Annotated in this window: 15 protein-coding genes; 3 read left to right on the forward strand and 12 right to left on the reverse strand. The window is 34.5% G+C overall.

Annotation, left to right across the window (positions count from 1 at the left end; genetic code table 11):
• Window positions 1-24 precede the first annotated feature (24 nt).
• The 6 genes from AC1RRN_RS08995 to AC1RRN_RS09020 form a co-directional block, all read right to left on the reverse strand.
• The gene (locus AC1RRN_RS08995) at window positions 25-621 is read right to left on the reverse strand and encodes a hypothetical protein (protein WP_492966969.1); all 597 of its coding nucleotides are present in this window, start codon (window positions 619-621) and stop codon (window positions 25-27) included.
• A 300-nt stretch (window positions 622-921) separates the two neighbouring features.
• The gene (locus AC1RRN_RS09000; RefSeq protein WP_492966970.1) at window positions 922-1494 is read right to left on the reverse strand and encodes a YciE/YciF ferroxidase family protein; all 573 of its coding nucleotides are present in this window, start codon (window positions 1492-1494) and stop codon (window positions 922-924) included.
• A gap of 18 nt (window positions 1495-1512) precedes the next feature.
• The gene (locus AC1RRN_RS09005) at window positions 1513-3654 is read right to left on the reverse strand and encodes a catalase (protein WP_492966971.1); all 2142 of its coding nucleotides are present in this window, start codon (window positions 3652-3654) and stop codon (window positions 1513-1515) included.
• 154 nt (window positions 3655-3808) lie between these two features.
• Window positions 3809-4567 (reverse strand): SDR family oxidoreductase, encoded by a 759-nt coding sequence (locus AC1RRN_RS09010; RefSeq protein ID WP_492966972.1) that lies wholly within the window; start codon window positions 4565-4567, stop codon window positions 3809-3811.
• A gap of 24 nt (window positions 4568-4591) precedes the next feature.
• Window positions 4592-6775, reverse strand: coding sequence for a hypothetical protein (locus AC1RRN_RS09015; protein ID WP_492966973.1), 2184 nt, complete (start codon window positions 6773-6775; stop codon window positions 4592-4594).
• A 59-nt stretch (window positions 6776-6834) separates the two neighbouring features.
• On the reverse strand, window positions 6835-7491 hold the full coding sequence (locus tag AC1RRN_RS09020) for a DUF6766 family protein (protein ID WP_492966974.1): 657 nt from the start codon (window positions 7489-7491) through the stop codon (window positions 6835-6837).
• A gap of 287 nt (window positions 7492-7778) precedes the next feature.
• Between AC1RRN_RS09020 and AC1RRN_RS09025 the strand changes: the two genes are divergently transcribed.
• Window positions 7779-8327, forward strand: coding sequence for a hypothetical protein (locus AC1RRN_RS09025; protein ID WP_492966975.1), 549 nt, complete (start codon window positions 7779-7781; stop codon window positions 8325-8327).
• 41 nt (window positions 8328-8368) lie between these two features.
• On the opposite strand, the gene AC1RRN_RS09030 is transcribed toward AC1RRN_RS09025, so the two are convergent.
• Both AC1RRN_RS09030 and AC1RRN_RS09035 read right to left on the reverse strand, forming a co-directional pair.
• Window positions 8369-8926: a hypothetical protein gene (locus tag AC1RRN_RS09030; RefSeq protein ID WP_492966976.1), complete on the reverse strand. Its 558-nt coding sequence runs from the start codon at window positions 8924-8926 to the stop codon at window positions 8369-8371.
• Window positions 8927-9049: 123 nt separating this feature from the next.
• Complete coding sequence (locus AC1RRN_RS09035) at window positions 9050-10099, reverse strand: glycoside hydrolase family 130 protein (RefSeq protein WP_492966977.1); 1050 nt, start codon at window positions 10097-10099, stop codon at window positions 9050-9052.
• A 313-nt stretch (window positions 10100-10412) separates the two neighbouring features.
• Here AC1RRN_RS09035 and AC1RRN_RS09040 point away from each other — a divergent pair, with 313 nt between their 5' ends.
• Entirely contained in the window at window positions 10413-10775 is a 363-nt protein-coding gene (locus AC1RRN_RS09040; protein WP_492966978.1) for a BlaI/MecI/CopY family transcriptional regulator, read from the forward strand.
• Window positions 10772-12772, forward strand: coding sequence for a M56 family metallopeptidase (locus AC1RRN_RS09045; RefSeq protein WP_492966979.1), 2001 nt, complete (start codon window positions 10772-10774; stop codon window positions 12770-12772). The genes AC1RRN_RS09040 and AC1RRN_RS09045 overlap by 4 nt, the downstream gene beginning before the upstream one ends.
• Window positions 12773-12860: 88 nt before the next feature.
• Here the strand turns inward: AC1RRN_RS09045 and AC1RRN_RS09050 are convergent, their stop codons facing one another.
• From AC1RRN_RS09050 to AC1RRN_RS09065, 4 genes are read right to left on the reverse strand one after another with little or no spacing between them, the layout of a single operon-like run.
• Window positions 12861-14075 carry a hypothetical protein gene (locus tag AC1RRN_RS09050; RefSeq protein ID WP_492966980.1) on the reverse strand — a complete coding sequence of 405 codons (1215 nt, stop codon included), beginning with the start codon at window positions 14073-14075 and terminating at the stop codon, window positions 12861-12863.
• A 31-nt stretch (window positions 14076-14106) separates the two neighbouring features.
• The gene (locus tag AC1RRN_RS09055; RefSeq protein ID WP_492966981.1) at window positions 14107-15012 is read right to left on the reverse strand and encodes a DUF4625 domain-containing protein; all 906 of its coding nucleotides are present in this window, start codon (window positions 15010-15012) and stop codon (window positions 14107-14109) included.
• A gap of 34 nt (window positions 15013-15046) precedes the next feature.
• Window positions 15047-17473 (reverse strand): TonB-dependent receptor, encoded by a 2427-nt coding sequence (locus AC1RRN_RS09060; protein WP_492966982.1) that lies wholly within the window; start codon window positions 17471-17473, stop codon window positions 15047-15049.
• 10 nt (window positions 17474-17483) lie between these two features.
• Window positions 17484-17972 carry a DUF4625 domain-containing protein gene (locus tag AC1RRN_RS09065; protein WP_492966983.1) on the reverse strand — a complete coding sequence of 163 codons (489 nt, stop codon included), beginning with the start codon at window positions 17970-17972 and terminating at the stop codon, window positions 17484-17486.
• Window positions 17973-18808 lie beyond the last annotated feature (836 nt).

The following is an 18808-nucleotide window of genomic DNA, read 5'->3' on the forward strand; positions in this document are numbered from 1 at the left end:
AATGAATAATTAAACCTTTTAAGTTTATTCTTTATAGAGAATAATAACGGCTTTGTAACCTGTACCAACATTCCATTGACTGGATTCTATCACAACTCCTTTATCATCGTAAACCTGAAATTCAGCTGTATTTGGCGAAGCAGAACCTTCATTCAAAGCTTCAAAATCAATTTTGTTGATTCCTTTCACTAAATTTATTTTAAAACCTTTATAACTTCCATCAAGAAGAACTTCCGGTTCAATAACTTTATCATTTAAATATACTTTGATCTTATCGCCATCAACAAAAGCAGCATCTCTGTAACGAATTGTAGAGGTAAAAGATTTTGTTACAAAACCTCCTAAATATTCATTTCGTCTGTAAAAAATACCTTCAACGTTGGCTTCTCTTTTATAAAGGACATTATTATTGAAAAGTTCATCCGGATTAATTTTCAAAACAATCGGCTCTTTTGAAAGTGCTGGCGGTTCTTCTGTTGGAGGTGTTTCTGTTGGCGGAATAGCTTCTTTATTTTCTGAATTTTTAGGTTGGATTGATTGCTGCTTTCTCTTAAGCTCATCTTGTGCAAACCCATGCAGCGAAATACCAATCATCATAACTAAAAACAAAATCTTTTTCATACTTTTTTATTATTTTATATATAAGTTAATATTAGATTTAACTTCTTAACATAAACATTTAATTCTTTTATTTATTGCCTATATATCGAATTGATTATCAAAAACAGAGCCGTTTATGCCTGTTGCAACTTATTGATGTTTTGGAAATCTCTTCAATTTGAAATAATTAGTCACTGTTTAATGTATTTTGTTGATCAACTGCAATTTTTTTAAATGGTTTTTTTTAGGATTGTAATAACAAAACATCTGCAGTTACGCAGATGTTTTTTAGTAAATGAAAATAAGTAATAAAGTACGCTGCTATTCAGCTGCAACCATATTTACTGTATTTAGTGCAACATCATTAAGCACACAATCGGCTTCTTTTTCTTCAGCCAGAGTTTGCGTTAACAATTTTGCGACGTCATTTTCGCCAAGTGTTTTTGCAAAGGCACACAAAGTACCGTAAGATGCAATTTCATAATGTTCAATTTTTTGTGAAGCCGCTATAATTCCGGCATCTCTCACAGCTCCTGGAACCGTTTCCTGAAGAATGCTGTCGCCTTCTTTAAGTAATCCGGCCATAGCTTCGCATTTTTTTCCTTCTGCAGTTTCACCCAGCAACTCGAAAACTTTCTCCAATCTTGTTACCTGGTTTTCTGTAACGGTAAGGTGTTCTAAAATAGCACTGGTAAGCGTAGCAGATGTGGCATTTGAAGCCATTTTAGGCAAAGCACTAACAAGTGCATTTTCTGCCCAATAAATATCTTTAAGGCTGTCTATAAAGAAATCTTTTAACTCCGAAGCAGCATCAGCAGAAGGTGATACAATATTATTTTTACCGTTTTTATTGACTGCAGTTTTACTCGGTGCAGGTTTATCTGAATTTTTCATATGATTTATATTTTAGTGTTAGTTGTATAAATTTTCTTCGCGTTCCCAAATACGATGGCTTGCCATAGCATTTATGAAATCGAGTGCAAATGCTTCTGTTGCAGGATCGCTGTATAAAATAATACCAGCATCATCATTATTAAGTTTTGAAGCAAATGGTGTTTCGCTTAGTATTCCAATTGCCTGACCATCGGCGCCAATAACTTTGCAGTGTTTGTAAGCATCGTTTAAAAATTCAAGTACATCATCATTTTTTGCCAAATCATTTAAGCCTTCACTATGTGGAATATAAACGGCATCAAAAAGTACTGATGATGTAGTTAATAAACTAAAATCGACCGGAATTGCGCCACCTTCGTCAGTGGAAACAGATCCAAGATTTTTAGCAATTACAAATCCTTTAGCGTCTTCTTTTAATAATATATTTTTCAAATTCATCACTGAAGCTGCAGAAACACCATCGGCACAAAGTATAGCCACTTTTCTCGAAGCTATTGTTGGTGTATTCGTTGGATTTTTGATCATAGAAAGCGCGTCAGAAGATTTTACAGATGACTCAATTGAACGTGGTTCCTGATTTCCCATTTCATTTTCAGGAGAAACACCTTTATTTATAGGAGTTTCAAGTATTGTTGGTACTGTAGCACCTAATCCTTCAGCTACTTTTTCAGCCAATTCCATATCTACCTGAGACAAAAGCCCCAACATTCTGATTCTGATTGCAACTGTTTCAACTTTACCAAGTTCAAAACGCAACGCTTTTACAATATGGCTTTTTTCAGTAGTGGTTTGACTGTTAAAGAATAACTTTGCCTGACCAAAATGATCCGCAAAACTTTCGCTTCTTTCTCGCACTTTATGTGCATCTACACGTTCGTTAAAGCTTGAAAATCCACCTTCTTCAATTTTAGCCTGAAAAGGACATCCGCCACCAAGTGAATTCGGATGATAACTTACACGACCTTTATTGATTTCCTGGCGCATATGCCCGTCACGCTGATTGTTGTGAATTGGCGAAACGCTTCTGTTAATTGGAATTTCATGAAAATTAGGACTTCCTAATCTTGATAATTGTGTATCTGTATATGAAAACAATCTTCCCTGAAGCAACGGATCATTAGTGAAATCAATCCCTGGAACAACATGTCCCGGGTGAAAAGCAACCTGTTCTGTTTCTGCAAAGAAATTGTCCGGATTTTTGTTTAGTACCATTCGGCCAATTATTTTTACGGGAACCAATTCTTCAGGAACAATTTTAGTTGGGTCCAGTAAATCAAATTCGTATTTATGTTCGTCTGCTTGTGGAATAATTTGTACGCCCAATTCCCATTCAGGGAAATTTCCATTTTCAATAGCTTCCCACAAATCTTGTCTGTGAAAATCAGGATTTTTACCTGAAATTTTTAAGGCTTCGTCCCAAACTACGGCATGCGTTCCTAATTTAGGTTTCCAGTGAAATTTCACAAAAGTTGATTCGTTTGCTTCATTAATTAATCTGAAAGTATGTACACCAAAACCTTCCATCATTCGATAACTTCTTGGAATAGCGCGATCAGACATCGCCCACATAATCATATGCATGGATTCTGGCATTAAAGAAATAAAATCCCAAAAGGTATCATGAGCAGAAGCAGCTTGTGGAATTTCGTTATGAGGTTCCGGTTTTACGGCGTGAATTAAATCAGGAAATTTTGAAGCATCCTGAATAAAAAATACAGGAACATTATTTCCAACAAGATCATAAATTCCTTCTTGTGTATAAAATTTAACAGCAAATCCTCTTACATCTCTTGCAAGATCAGTAGAACCTCTAAAACCGGCAACTGTTGAAAATCGAACAAAAACAGGTGTTTTTAGCCCAGCTTCTTTTAAAAATCCGGCTTTAGTCAATTCAGGAATCGGGTTAGTCACTTCGAAAAAACCATGAGCACCAGAACCACGTGCGTGTACAATTCTTTCCGGAATTCTTTCGTGATCAAAATGCGTAATTTTTTCTCTTAGAATAAAATCTTCGAGTAGTGAAGGGCCGCGTTCGCCAGCTTTAAGCGAATTGTTGTCGTCGTTAATGCGAACGCCCTGATCAGTAGTCAGAAACTTATTAGTTCCGTCTGATTTATTTTGTAATAAATCACGCTGTTTTTCGTCTTGTAAATTTTTCATATACAGTAAATTTTGATTTGTTTTTTTGGATATTTTAAATGTGTTAATAACAGAATATCAATTGTTTGTGTGTATTTATGTTCAGTGTTTCAAATTTACTTTATGTATTTGCCAACATCTTATAAGATTGTTTTATAAGGTTGTACAATTACCATTATATGCTTTGAAGATGTGGTCTTATTTGCATGGTTACAATATCACATCTCTTTGGTTGAGATAGACAGAATAAAATACTCATGGCAATGTCATCAGCCTCAAGCATTTCAAGCTTATCTATTTTATTTTGATGTTCTTCTTTTGTGCCCGGCTGCATATCGCTGGTTACGGCTCCGGGTTCAATTAGCGATACTTTAATTCCCAAAGGATTAACCTCTTTTCGCAATGAAGTGCTAAATCCCCGTATCGCAGATTTCGTGGCTACATAGATCGTGCTTTCCGGTGAGCGACTTTCTGCACTCATCGATCCGATATTAATAATATGTCCTGATTTTTGTTCTGACATTCTCGAAACGGCTTCTTTGCTAAAACCAAGATATCCCATGATATTGGTATCAATGATGTATTTCCAGTCTTCAAAAGTACATTCAGTAATTCCATCAGCCGGAAGACCCGCATTGTTGATCAAAATGTCAATGCCGCCAAGTTCTTCATCTACTATTTTTAAGATCGTATCTATATCTTCTTTTTTCGTTACATCAGCGGGAGTGCCGTAAAGTTCACAATTAGGAAAATGTTTTTTAATGTCATCAAAAGCCTGTTTAAAGTCTTCATGATCTCTGCCAAAAATAAGTACACGACCTCCAAGAGAAACCAATAAATCAGCAGTTGCTTTTCCTATTCCGGTAGTACCGCCTGTTATCACAATTCTTTTATCTTTAATGTTTTGTCCAAAATATTCAGTTAGCTTTCTCATGATGTTTTTTTTATTTGTGGTACATTACCATTGTACTTTAATTAAGCCCTTGCCTGAAATTTCGTATTCGTGTATTTTTAGGTTTTCTTTGAATGGTTTCAGGGTTTCCTTATTCTGAAATACTTTCATTTGAATTTTGTGATCGTTCTTTTTTATAATTTTTAGATTGTAAATCATATCCTTATCTCCATCCAGTTTTATAGTAAGTGATTTTCCTCTTTTGACAGGCTTTATAATAGGATAATCTATAAAAAGGAGAAAATCTTCATCGATTTTGATGTATTGCCTTGGTACAATTCCAAATGCCATTCCAGCGCCATAAACTTCCTGGCCAACCTGACCACTTTGTTCCCAACCATTATACAAATCTTCTAATGGCACCCATAAATTATGTTGTATTTCTCCAGTTTTTACTTCTTCAGAAAGCATTTCTTTTGGCAGCATAGGTGGATAATAGTACGCAATTCTATTGACGGCATATTTAATAAATTCCGGGATTAAAGTTTTCAACGATGGTAATATATCTACGTCTTTTGCCTGAATAAAATACTCTGATAATGCGGCGTAAACCTCTAATTCTTCATATGCCGCGGTATATGGCGCATTATTGAGCGGAAATATGGAAAAGAAATTAGTGTAGTTTTTACCAAAACCATATTTGCAATCATAAAGCTGTACATTTTTAAATAATCCGGTAAGACAGGTGTTGCTTATATCCAGATATATTTTTTCATGGGTAATTTTATACAATTCTAATAATGCTCCGGCCGCAAAAGCTGTATTGTTAGCCTGATACAAAATTTCAATACCCAATGTTGCTAATTTTTTTGCTGCTTTTTTTGCTTCGTTTAAATACCTTTTTTCTTTGGTTAATTTAAAAAGCAGCAGCATTAAATGAGCATATGCGCCAGGAACATCTCTTTCTCCGCCGGCACCCGGAGCTGTTTCTTTCTTGATTATTTCAAGCGTTTCCATATCGTAAAATACGGGCCATGTATATTTAAAATGATGCGCCACTTTTATGACATAATCAATAGAATCTAATACAAGTTTCTTAGCTGTCTGGTCTCCATGTAAAGCCAGTCTGGCCAAATTCATTAAGGGATGGTGTAAATACCAGGAATCCATCACCATTTCTTTCTTTTGTTCTTCAGACTGATCCAGTTTATTGGCAAGTGCCGGAAGCCATCTGTTAATACAATTAATTTTTGGATCGTAAAAAGCGGGTAATCCTTTAATTAAATCATCGTATAGCGGATGTTTTTCGCCACTCCACTTTTCGTATTCCTTAAAAGGACTTAATACCGCAAGCTGAACCATACTTTCAGCTGGAGTTTCGTAGTCGCATAGATAGGCATTTAGATATGGAATTCCATTTGTTTGTGTCCAGGAACCTTTGTTATTATAGAGATCTGTCAAAACTTTTTGAGCAATTTCTGGCCAGTTGTGATATTCAATTCTTGGTTGTTGAAGCACTTTATATACCTTAACAAGATTATTTAAAAAGTGCTCACAAATTGACGACGTTTCTTTAATTACTTCTTTTTGCAGTACTACATAAGCATCTGATAGTATAAAAGCCTTACCTGAAGGAAGAGGCAGTTTATCTGTAATAGGTAATTTAAATCCGATTTCTGGCCACTTTCCCCCAACTGTATTTTTTGATTCCGTTTGGGTCGCTTCGCAATATTCAGACAGCGATGTAAGATTTTGATAATAAAAAAAGGATCCAGTCTTGGGTTTTGTTACACTGGCAAATATTAATCCTGATCTGGAACCAAATTGTTCCATATGAATTGTTCCGTTTGTATTTTCTACGTTGCCATTTTGTGTAAGAGGCATTATATCTCTTGGCCAAAATGGAATCATCAAAGCAGTATTTGCCGTAAAAGTGGTGATATAATGGAAGAGAGGTGTTGCCGGATCCGGAAAATCAACACGAACTTCATAACTTCCAAGTTTAGAGTTTAATAAAATAACTATTGTTTCTTCATCATTAAAGAGATTGGCAACTTCAAAACAGCTGTTCATTCCAAATGCTGTACGAAAAGCCAACTTTCCGTTTTGGGGAAGGAGAACCACGATCCATAAAGAATCGCCTGTGTTGTAAAATTGATAAGTATAATCAAGAACTTTTCTTTCTAAAAGTAATTCACTATTCTCAATATCTTCCTGAGCTGTTGCGCTCCAAGGTGTAACTGTATGCATAATGATAATTTTAAAGGGATTAAAAAGATTCTTTTTATTATAAACTCTGAAAACATGTGTTATTCACCAGTCTCCATATGAGGTGCATCAACAGGTTTGGACTGTGGCGAACCTATTTGCCTTAAATAAACAGAAAGGATTATTATGGCAAATACAGAGAGAAATTCGCTTTGCCAGTTTTGAAAGGATTCAAACCAAAATCTTGAATCTGCGATATAATCTGAGACAAACTCTAAAGGCATTCCTTTTAAAGCTAATTGCTCATTTTCATCTTTTAAACTTCCATAAAAATGAAGTATAAAAGAAATTACAAATAGTAATAATAACGCAATAGTGAGGGAATGTTTATAAAGAGCCAGAATCCAGCCGCCTTTTTTTACAGGCCAGGGCGCATTTTTTCGGATAGGCGAGGGTTCTCGGTCCACTTCTTCATCTTTATCCAAATCTTTGGATTCAGATGATCCTTTTTGCATTAAAAAAATAGTGAATATAACGAACAAGGCCATTTGAAGAAATTCGCTTTCCCAATTCTCAAAAGTCGATTGAATAAAATGACCTGAAACAAAATAGGCAGAAAGATTTATTGCAGTACTACCTTCTTCAATAAGCTCCTTGTTATGTTCTTCAAATCCGAAAATTATCTGACCAACCAGAGATGCAATAAATAATGCTAAAAAGCAGATACATAAACCGTTGTTGCGTAAAAAGTTTTTCATGTTAGTATTTGTTTATATCAAAATTGACAAATACTTATGAAAAGTAATTATATAATTAGATTTAGAATTTATAAAATTCGTAAGATAAAATAACAAGCAATTACCAAAATACTCAGGCATTTGATTAAGGTGTAAAATCTCCAATGTTAAGTTTTTAGTTTGAAGTAAAACTTAACATTGGGCAATTGCTTTTAGCGGTATATTTGTTAATAATTAATTAACATTAAGATAAAGTAGAAATAACATTAATGATTATTTAAAATTCACCTCTAATAAATATAAGCCATATGAAAGAAAAAGAGAATGCAAATGAATTAAATCAACCTTTAGGAAATGAGAACTTGAGTGGAGAAGTGGTTGTAAATGAAATTGCTTCTGAAAATGAAGTAAAAACAGAAACAACAAATTCAAATCCAGAGGTATCAGTAAAGCCAAAAGGTACCAATACAAGAAAGAAACCTGTAAAGCCTGAAGTTTTAGTACCAGAAGCTACAGAACAAAAAGAAGAAGCTGTTTCGGCAGAGGCTTTGGAAAAGACGGAAGAAATTGTTTCAGAAGATAAAAGTAATAGTAAATCTAAAAAGAAGAAGACCAAGATGAAAGAAAAAGACGCAAAAGACAAGGACAAAGAAAAAGCAAAAAAGAAAAAACAACTAGCTAAGAAAAAAGAAAAAGCGAAAGAGGATAAAAAGAAAGATAAAGCTAAAAAAGCCAAGCAAAAAGCAAAAGCTAAGAAGCAAGCCAAAGCGAAAAAAGCAAAAGATAAAGCTAAGGCAAAAAAAATAGCTAAAAAGAAAGCTAAAAAATCGAAATCAAAATCGAAAAAGAAGAAATAAAAATAAAGCCCTGAAATTTTTCAGGGCTTTATTTTTATTATCTATTCAAGCAGTATATTTTTTGATTTAACCTCTCTTATAAGATATAATGATTCTCTGATGTGGTTTTTAATTTCCATGGCCGGAGTTTTTGTCATTTCTGAAGCATTTTTTGCAAGCATTTCAATATTCATTTTCGCAGATAACAAATCAGATTCAAAAGCTTTAAGAACTGATTTTTTTAAAACAACATTTTTATTGTAGTAATAAATTGCATTATGGAGATCTTCAATTTGTCCGGTAAAATCTAAAATGGCTTTTTTAGAAACGGCCCGACTGTAATAATTTGAAAATTCCAAAGGATTGGTTTCAATTGCTTTATCAAAATCTTCTATTGCATTGTAATGAAAATTCATTTTTTGAAGACAGTCGCCTTTAAGTTTATAGGCATCCGGCTGTGAATCACAATTCGAAATAGTACTCAGACATACCAAAGCATCCTCGTATTGGTTAGCCAAATAAAGCTTTTTAGCTTTTTCTAAATTCTCTGACGATTTATCAATTATCGAATTTGAAAATTTCCCCTTAAATTTTACCATTAAACTAGTGAACCATTTCATAATATTTTTAATTTTTGGTGAATGATAGTTTTAAAACAGGTAAATGATTTGTAATTTTTGGGGGATTTAAATATAATTATTTTTTTGTAATGTTTTGATTTATAGATGAAAATAAATTTTGATTTATATTTCTAAAGCTGCTAAAATTTCTTTAATTGAAAAATAGGCACCACATACAAATTCGTCTGCAGCTCCGTAATATATAGTAATTTTATCACCTTCAACGACGTGGCCATTGGTAAAAACCACATAACCGAAAAAGCCACTCAATTCATAATTTTCCTGCGGACTCATTATAGGTTCTACCGTACGGGCAATAACTTTAGAAGGATCCTCAAGATCCATTAAAAATGCTCCAAGACAATATTGATGTTCTGCATTTGCTCCATGATAAATTTCGAGCCATCCTTTATCTGTTTTAATTGGAGCCGCGCCGGCACCAACTCTGGCACTGTCCCAAAGTCCCATTCGTGTTCCCAGAAGAAATTGGTGATTTCCCCAATGAATTCCATCGGGAGATTCGGCCAGCCAAATATAATTTCCTCCAATTTGTGGACTTGATGGTCTGTGTAAAGCGTAAAATTTGCCGTTTATTTTTTCTTCAAAAAGGGCAACATCTTTATTATGTGGCGGAAATATCATGCCTTTTGTTTCGAAATTTTTCCAGTCTTTGGTCGTACGCAATCCAACTCCAACACCGTTAGAAGAAACTGCTGTATAAGTGATGTAATATTGATCATCTAAATAACTAACTCTGGCGTCTTCTATACCAAATTGTTCTAATATTCCTGAACCTACAAGAGAATTGAAGCCTTCAGGAGTATAAAAATGAATTCCGTCATCACTGCACAATAGACGAAGATGAGAGAGTGTGGTCAAATAATCTAGTCCTTTGTATTGTATTACTCTGGCATCAGTAGCAACAAGATCAGGATCGTTAAGCGGTATTTCAATAATTTCGATTTTACCTAATGCGTTTACCACAGGAAAAAAGATAACTCCTTCTTTTTGAGCTATACTTTCTGCAACCCTAACTAAAAGCCATGTTTTTCCTTCGAAAACAAAAACGCCCGGATTTAAAAGACTGATAATTTGTAATTCCTCGCTACTTGCCTGTAAATCTTTAGGCATCAAAAGTGGATTCTCGGGAAATCTTCGTGCAATATCGCTCATAATTTATTTGTTTAAATTCATTAACAATCTGGAGCCGGCAAAATAAGGAACATAAAAATAAGCAATTTTGTGGTTATGTTATTTTATATAATAAGAGTTTTGTTTTGCATGATTGACATTGCGACATAATTATAAAGATAGAAATTCACCTGGATTTGTTTTGTTTTAAACTGTTTTAAGTTATTGATATTTAATACTTTATAAGTTGCTTAATGCTTTAAATTTAGTCCGATTACTAATGCATTAGTTAAAATACTAACAAATTAGTTTGTCTACTAATTAATTAGTAGTATATTGCATGAAATTTGTAACCATGATAAAACTAGCAAAAAGAGAAGAACAGATCATGCAGGTGTTTTGGGATTTGAACAAAGCTTTTATAAGAGATATTATTCCATTATTACCAGATCCGAAACCACATTATAACAGTGTGGCCACAATAGTGAAAATATTGGAAGAAAAAGGTTTCCTGAATCATGAAACAGCTGGAAATATGCATTGTTTTTTTCCGGTAATCAGTAGGGAAGAGTACCAACAATTTGCGTTGAAGGATATCGTTAGTCAGTATTTTGATAATTCTTATCCCCGAATGTTGGCCTTTTTTGCCAAAGAGCAAAAACTTTCAGAAAAAGAATTAGATGAAATAGTAAATATTATTAAAAAAGAAAAGATATGATACCTTATATTCTATATTCAGCGCTTATTCTTACTGCCTGTTTGGTATTTTACAAACTACTTTTGCAAAAAGAAACTTTCTTTCATTTAAACCGGTTTGTATTACTTTCCTGTATGGCATTGGCTTTTATTTTGCCATTGGTTCCTGTTCCTCAGCAATTATCTTTCAGAAAAATTGCTGTCGAAAAGCCTGTTATAGTAGCAAAAAACTCATTTAATTCTAGTGTAACTCCACCATTAAAAGAACAAATTCAACAACCAACTCTCATTGAAGAAACAAAGCAAGTGATTAATATTGAATCATTTACTAAGTTGTTGATTTATCTGTACTGGTTTGGCGTGATAATTTTTGCACTTAACTTTTTGATGCAGGCTATTTTATTATTTTATAGAGCCTATTCAAAGTCGGTTATTCAGGATGGAAAATTCCGTATTGTCGAAATTACGGGCGATAAAGCGCCTTGTTCTTTTGCCAATAATATTTTTATCAATCCCGAAAAGTATGAATGGGAAACCTACAATCAGATTTTGCTGCATGAAAAAATTCATATTGAGCAAAAACATACGATTGATCTTCTGCTTGCCGAGGTAGTTCTAATTTTTCAATGGTTTAATCCTTTTGCGTGGCAATGGAGAAAAGCCTTAGAAACTAATCTTGAATTCCTTACAGATAATCAAATGTTACAGCAAGATGCGGTGGAGAAAGAAAGTTATCAATTCAGCCTGCTTAAAGTAGCGGCGCCACAATTCCCTTTGAGTCTTACAACTAATTATAATCAATCATTATTAAAAAAACGAATCATCATGATGAACTCAAAAAAATCAAACGTGCACACCACCTGGAAATATTTTTTCCTGGTGCCAATTATGGTGCTGTTTGCCTGCCTTTTTAATCAACCGGCAGCGCAAAGTCAAAACCTTGTTTCTAAAGAAAAAGAACAAAAACAAGAAGGGCATTCAAACATTCAGAGCGGAATGGAAACAGAAGGAAATTGGTTTGCCACTATCAAAGGCAATACCGTAAATATTCAATTTAAGAGCGATGAGAAAGATAATTCTTCGAGCACTTTTCAGTTGAGTGAATTTAAAGATCTTCCCAGAGACCAACAAGGGACATTTACGTTAACTCGTGAAGCCGGAACAATGACTTTCATTGGTAAGTTTGAAAGCGACAAAGGAATGGGAACATATAAATTTACGGCCAACAAAGATTATGGTACAGCAATGCGTAAGGAAGGAATTGATCTTAAGGAAGATGAAGATCTTATGGTTTTCTTTATGATCAATATCAAACAATCTTTTGTGCAAATGCTTAAGAAAAATGGTTACAACAATCTGGATAAAGATCAACTTATTCCTCTTGCAGCTTTAGATGTAAATGAAGCCTATATTACTTCAATTAAACAAGCAGTTCCTGATATTGATTTAGATAATCTTGTTCCTTTTAGAGCATTGGGTATTGAGAAAGCTTATATCGAGGAAATTCGCAAAGCGGGTTACAAAGATCTTAGTCCGGATAATATTATTGCATTGAAATCTCAAGGTATTGACGGAAAGTATGTTGCTGATTTTCATAATGCTAACAATGCTAAAAATAATGAAGGTACAGATGCTGATATGATTGCATTTAAGTCATTAAACATTGATCAGGCTTTTATTGAATCTTTCAAAAAAATAGGATATGATGATCTTTCAAACGGAGATTTGATGGCTTTGAAATCATTAGATATAACGCCTGAATATATAAATAGTTTTAAGAAAGCAGGTTATAAAGATATCAAAACAGAAGATTTATTTGCTTTGAAATCACTAAATGTAACCCCTGAATTAATATTAGAGTATAAAGATCTTGGGTTTAATAATTTAGATCTTAGTGATGTAGTAGGAGCAAAAGCAGTAGGTGCTACACCTTCTTTTATTAAATCGATGAAAGGAAAAGGGCACGATTTCAAAACCTTAGATAAATATATATCATTAAAAGCTGTGGTGGGAAATTAAAAGAGCCTAAATCAGCTATAAATAACCTGAATTGTAAGACTAATAAAAAGCCCAAACCGAAAGGAATGGGCTTTTTTGTAATTGATTATTAATGACTTTTACTATTCTCAAAACCAAGAATTGTGATCATATAAGGCGTATTCGAAACCTTTATTTTCTTTATAATTGTCATACTTCTCAAATCCAGCTGTAATAATTCTCCCGAAGTTGGAGCGGTGATGTAAGCAAAATTTTCTGTTAGTTGCATTTGAGGTTTTAGAGTAGCATCTGTTGCAGTTTCGCTTATTATTTTCCCTTCTTTTTCAATTTGTAAACTAGTCAGGTTGAATAATTTAAATTCACCAGAATGCAATAGGATTCCGAGTTTTGTGGCGTTGTAGCTTACTTTACATTGCATGATTGCAGTACTTTGCAAAATAGGTTTAATCGTTCCGTTTACCACATCAATTAGGTAAGCACCTTTTGCAGCAGTATAGCCAATAAATTTGCCTTTGGCTTTTGTCTCTAAAATAGTTCCAAACCAAGCAGTTGCAAAATCTTCCGGAAGTGTAATAAGCTTCTGCTTTCCTGAACTTTCAACAACCAAAACGCCGCTTGCAGATCCGAAAACGGCATAAGTTCCGTCTGAAGCATTTCCGTGAATACCTTTTGTCGCCACAGTAGCATCAAAAAGGGTTTTGCCTGTATTATCAATAATTTTTACTTTTTCAGGCAGTGTTCCTGCAACCGAATTATCTTTTACCGTAATAGCATAACTACCATTGGTAAAACTGGCCATTGCACCGTGATGTGCTACTAAACCAGAATTTATTAGTTTGAATTTCGCTCCGGCCGTATTAATTTCTGTTTCTTTGGCAACGGATAATGTTCCGTCTCCGTCATTGAATGTCATTAATTCTCCAATTTTACTTTTAAAATGGGTTGGCATAAGCGATTGGCCAGTCAAACTACCAAACTTTGCAATTCCGTCTACATCAACATGGTCACCGTGGCTTTCAAATCCGCTGTCAAAAGTTTCGACAGTATTATCTGCTCTGTGAATAATTCCGGCGTATCTGCCAGATTCTGTAGTATAAAGTGCTGATTTTGCAAATTTAGCATTAAAGAGATTTGTAGTGGCATCTAATGGATTTACAAGTGTAAGAGCGGTTGTTTTTTCATCAGAAAGCAATATTCTTACGTATTTATATTCTGATAATGTTTCATCCGGAATTGGTGTAGCGTCATCGTCGTCATTGTTACAGGAGATGGTAAACGAAGCTAAAGCGAATAGGAAAATCAGTTTGAAATAATTGTTTTTCATTTTATAAAGGTGTTTAAGTTACTATTTGGAATTAATAATTGATTGTAATTGGCATCGATTTGTAGACACTCAGATTGTAGGTTGTATTTTTATAAAGCACCACCCAATTGTATTGGCCGGATTGCCATGCTTTGTCTGCTGTAATTGCAGTTCCTTCCGCATCTTTTTCGGCGCCAATTGTGATACTTTCACCACCCCAGACCTCATTTATCTTTTGAAGGGTAGCAATTTTTGAAGCTGGAGCAAGACCTTTATGCTCGACCTTTGAGATGATAATTACTTTTTTAAAATCCAGATTATCGACACTTTCAGGATGATAGTTGAGACTCTTTTTTATTAAAACAGAATATAAGATACCATCTCCCATAATTTGACTTACCTGTGCGTGTGCGGTGAGCAGGTCATTCTTTTTGAAGATTAATTCCGGTTCTGTCCAGGTTTCCATATAATAAATCAAATCGTCATTTCTGGAAAGCATGTCTCTGCCAATTAAAGGATCAGCGGGCATATTCGATGGGTCTGTAATAGTTAGTTCTTCTTTAATTTCGAGCTGGGTCCCGTTTTCATCTTTCACAATAAAATAAAAATCAAATTTTCCTTCAGGAGCTTCGGCAGGAATATTGAAATGTTTGTGTACATTGGTGTTTTTGGCGCCGTTATATTCGATCCATGATAATTCAAACTTCCAGTCCTTGGTATAGATTTCTCCTTTTTTGGGAAGGATTTTTAGTTGTATACCGGCAATTTTATTGCCTGCTACAACATCGGCATTAAAATGAAAATCACGACCAATAAGGGCACGCTTGTTATTGGCGGTTCCAATTTCGATATTTTCGGCTGTGGGTTTGGATACAATAGTTTCATTGTCGTCGTTATTGCAAGCCGTAAAGGCAGCGAAAGCAACAAATAGCAGGAGAAATGATTTTACTTTTTTCATAGGTTTAGGAATTAAATTTGATTTATAGTGCATTTTATTTAGATATTAAAAAGGGAATTTTCACCGATAGAATAATGTTTCTACTGGCTTCGGGTAGTTCGATTAATCGATAGAAACTGGTATGATTGAGGTATTTGGTATTGAACAAATTCTGAACCTGCAGGCTAATAATGAAATCCTGTTGTGCTGTTGTCATTTTAGTTCCCACTGCGAGACTAAATACATTACTGCTTTCTGTTTTTTTCTCCGGAGGAACAATTTGATTTTGCGCAGCCGTATAACGGTAATCAATTGAAAAATAAGTATCTCTTAAATTTTTGATTTCCGGTGTATAATTCAATCCAAACAAAACGGAGGCAGGCGGCGAAAAGGGAAGTGTATAGCCTTTTTTACTGCCTGATAATTGTTCCGAGTATAGATACTCCGCCAGGATTTCGCCACTTAAGTGAGGCAGGAATTGATAACGGGTTTGCAATTCGCCACCGTAACGCATGACGCTGCTTTGTTCGTATTCAAAAACCTGATTACCGGCACCATAATAAATATCATGCTGAGAAGTGGGATTCAGGTAAATGTAATTAGGAAAATAATTGAAAAACGGACTCAGTTGAAATGACCATTTATTCGATTGCCATTCCATACCAAGATCTAGCTGATAAGAGCGTTCGGGAGCTAAATCGGGATTTCCTTTCTCAAATCTAAAATAGTGATAATTGACACCGTTTGATGCAAGTTCCTTTGCAATTGGCATTCTAAAACTCGTTCCCAGATTTGCCTTTAACGACCATTGCCCAGGAGTATAATTTACACCAGCCGACCAGTTAAAACTGCTGAATGTTCTTGTCAGTTTTTCAGAACGTTTTAAATATTCGGAAGTAGTTTGGCCGTTTGCTGTAATTTCACTCGGAAACCAGTCTGTGTATTGTTTCATTTCAATTTGACCATAATCCAGTCGCAGTGCGCCATGAAGCAGCCATAAATCATTGAATTGCATTTTGTCGTAAACAAATAATCCGGCATTGATTTGGTTAAAAGCCGGGATTAAAAAGCTCCAGCCATTTATTTCATTTTGTTGTCTTTCACCATTTAGTCCTATAGTAAGTTGATGATTTTGGATTGAAAATCCATCTTTAATTGATGCAGAAAAAACTTCTTTATCGTATTGTCTTTCCAGGTTTTGTGGTGCGTACATGTCAACAGGATAGACAGGTGGCATATATCCATGATTGACATAATGGCTGTATTCTCTGCGGAAATTCTTCTGAAAACCCAATTGCGTCTCTAATTGATGGGTACCCAATTGAAAAGAAGTTGTATTACTAATTTTGGTATGAGTAACTTCCTGAAAAGGCATCAAAATATCCCTGCTCGATTTATCATGAAGTGCTGTATCTACATTTCGCGGTTCGAGACCGTGCGCATTGGCAAAAAAGCCACTTTTGCTGTAAATATTACTGAAATAGAGAACCGATTTAAATTTTTCAGCAACAAATCCGGCGCTTGCATGCCAGTCAAGTTCGCGTCCTGCTGTGTTGCGTAAATGATTTTTATAAAGCGGAACGGCATAATTGTAAACCTGCACCGTATCTGTTGGAACGCGATAATCACCATAATCCATAGCTGTTATTCGGGTATCAAAAAACCATTTTTCATTACGACCAAAAAGGTTGATCGATCCTCCAAATTGTTCATTATTGCTTTTGCCGGTAAAATCAACACCTCCGCCTAATGTGTTTTTAGAAGGAAATGGTACAGGTTTTATGTTGACAGCACCACCAATAGCATCAGATCCATAGATAAAAGAGGAGGGACCTTTTATGATTTCTACACGATTTACGGCATATTGATCAATTTCTAAACCATGATCGGCGCCCCATTGCTGACCTTCGTGTTTAATACCATTTTCGACAACAATAACCTGATTAAAACTCAGTCCGCGAATTAAGGGTTTTGAGCCGCCAGAGCCAATGGAAATGGTTTTAACCCCCGGAATTCTTTGCAAAGACTGCATTAGGCTTCCGCCGAGATTCCGCTGAATAAAACTGCTGTTTACGATTTCAAGATTAAGCGATGCTTCTTTTTTGCGTCGCATTTCATATGAATCTGTAATGATAACTTCTTGTAATTCTTTTATTTCCGGATGCAATAGTATCTTCGGAATTATAATTTCGTTTTTATCTAAGGAAAGTTTCATTTCATAAAGCGCGTAACCAGAATAATGTACTGTTAGAAACTTCGAATCTTTTGGCATTTGATTAAAAAAGAAATTACCCAGTTTATCTGTAATTGTGGTTGTATTGGATGGATGAAGGGTAACAATAGCGCCTTCTAATGGCTTTTGACCATTAGAAAATACGCTACCCGACAGACGAAAAGTTTGCGCTGAAGTCTTTGTTCCTATAGTAAAACAAAAAAGTAACAGGCAAAAGGTTCTCAATCGATTTGATTTATTTTTATACATCAAAAACAACTTATAAAACTTTAATACTTAATCCTTTGATGGTTTGCCAACCCTCTTTATCCGTTAGGCGAATCATAAAGTGATAATCACCCGGATCAACATCATTCGGAATCGTGATTTCCTGCGTTGCTTCGTAATTTTTTTGACCTGCAGGAATTGTGACAGAATTGATATACAACATAGGATTTACAGGCTTTTTGACAGGTTCAGTATCACAATTATTGACTTCAGTACTGTGCGTGTGATGATCAAAATTGTGGTGAATGTCCAGACTGTAAGATCCTAATTGAGTATTGTCTGTAAATTTTGCCCTGAACGTAATTTTCTGTCCGCGCGTTACTTCGCTGCATTGTATTGGGAATGCATTTGCAGCCGAAACATCAATTACAGGATATTCGGTATCAATTTCATTTTTGTCACTTTCACAAGAGGTGAGAGCAAAGGCAGTTAAACAAAAGAATACAAGGATTCTGATTGTTGCGTGTTTGAGAGTATTCATAACTATAAAATATGGGTTACAGAGGAGTGCATTTCGTATAGGAAATGGTTAAAAGGAAAATGTGAAATGAGAAATGTGAAATGTGAAAAGTAAAATGAAGTATTGCACCGTTTACACGATGTAATGTTGCCTTGATAATTTAGAGCATGTTTGAAACGTACTATATTTTCTAAACTGAAATAATTTGAAGTTTGGTCTTGAAAGACTGCACTTTATAATCAGATACAAGAAAAATCAGATAAATAGCAAGTATTTGGAAAAAGCATAAATACTCTTTCGAAACTATTTTCTTCTAAAACACATCAATGCACTTCAATTCAAATTGAAATGATTTTACTTTTTATGGTTTTAGAAAACAGGAGGCGCCCTAAGGGAAAATAAAGAGCCTTTGAAAAACTCAGAAAAGGAGTTGGCATAAAAATGTACGGTGTGAATTAACGTACTATTTTTATAAAACTGAAAACAGCTAAAAGAAAAAGTAGCAACCGGACTAAATTTGAAATGACAAATAGCACACTCTTCGTTAGAATGATCGTGTACTTTTAAGTCGGTTTTAGTGGTGTGGAACTGTAGTTTTACAGTTTTATGCGAAGCATTGTGACTTTGTATGTGTTCATAAGAATGTATCGCCGGAAATAGTATTGCAAATACTACAACCAACGGCATGAAAAGAGATATTATTTTGAATTTCTTTATCATTATAATGAACAGTGCTTAACGCAATGTTGTTGCAAATATAAAATTCTTATTTGTAAATGCAACATTGTTTCAATAAAAAATCAACTATAAAAAATCCTTATGTATATAGACATAAGGATTAGTGTATTATCAGTAAA

The organism is Flavobacterium sp. GW821-FHT11G01, from assembly GCF_058808175.1.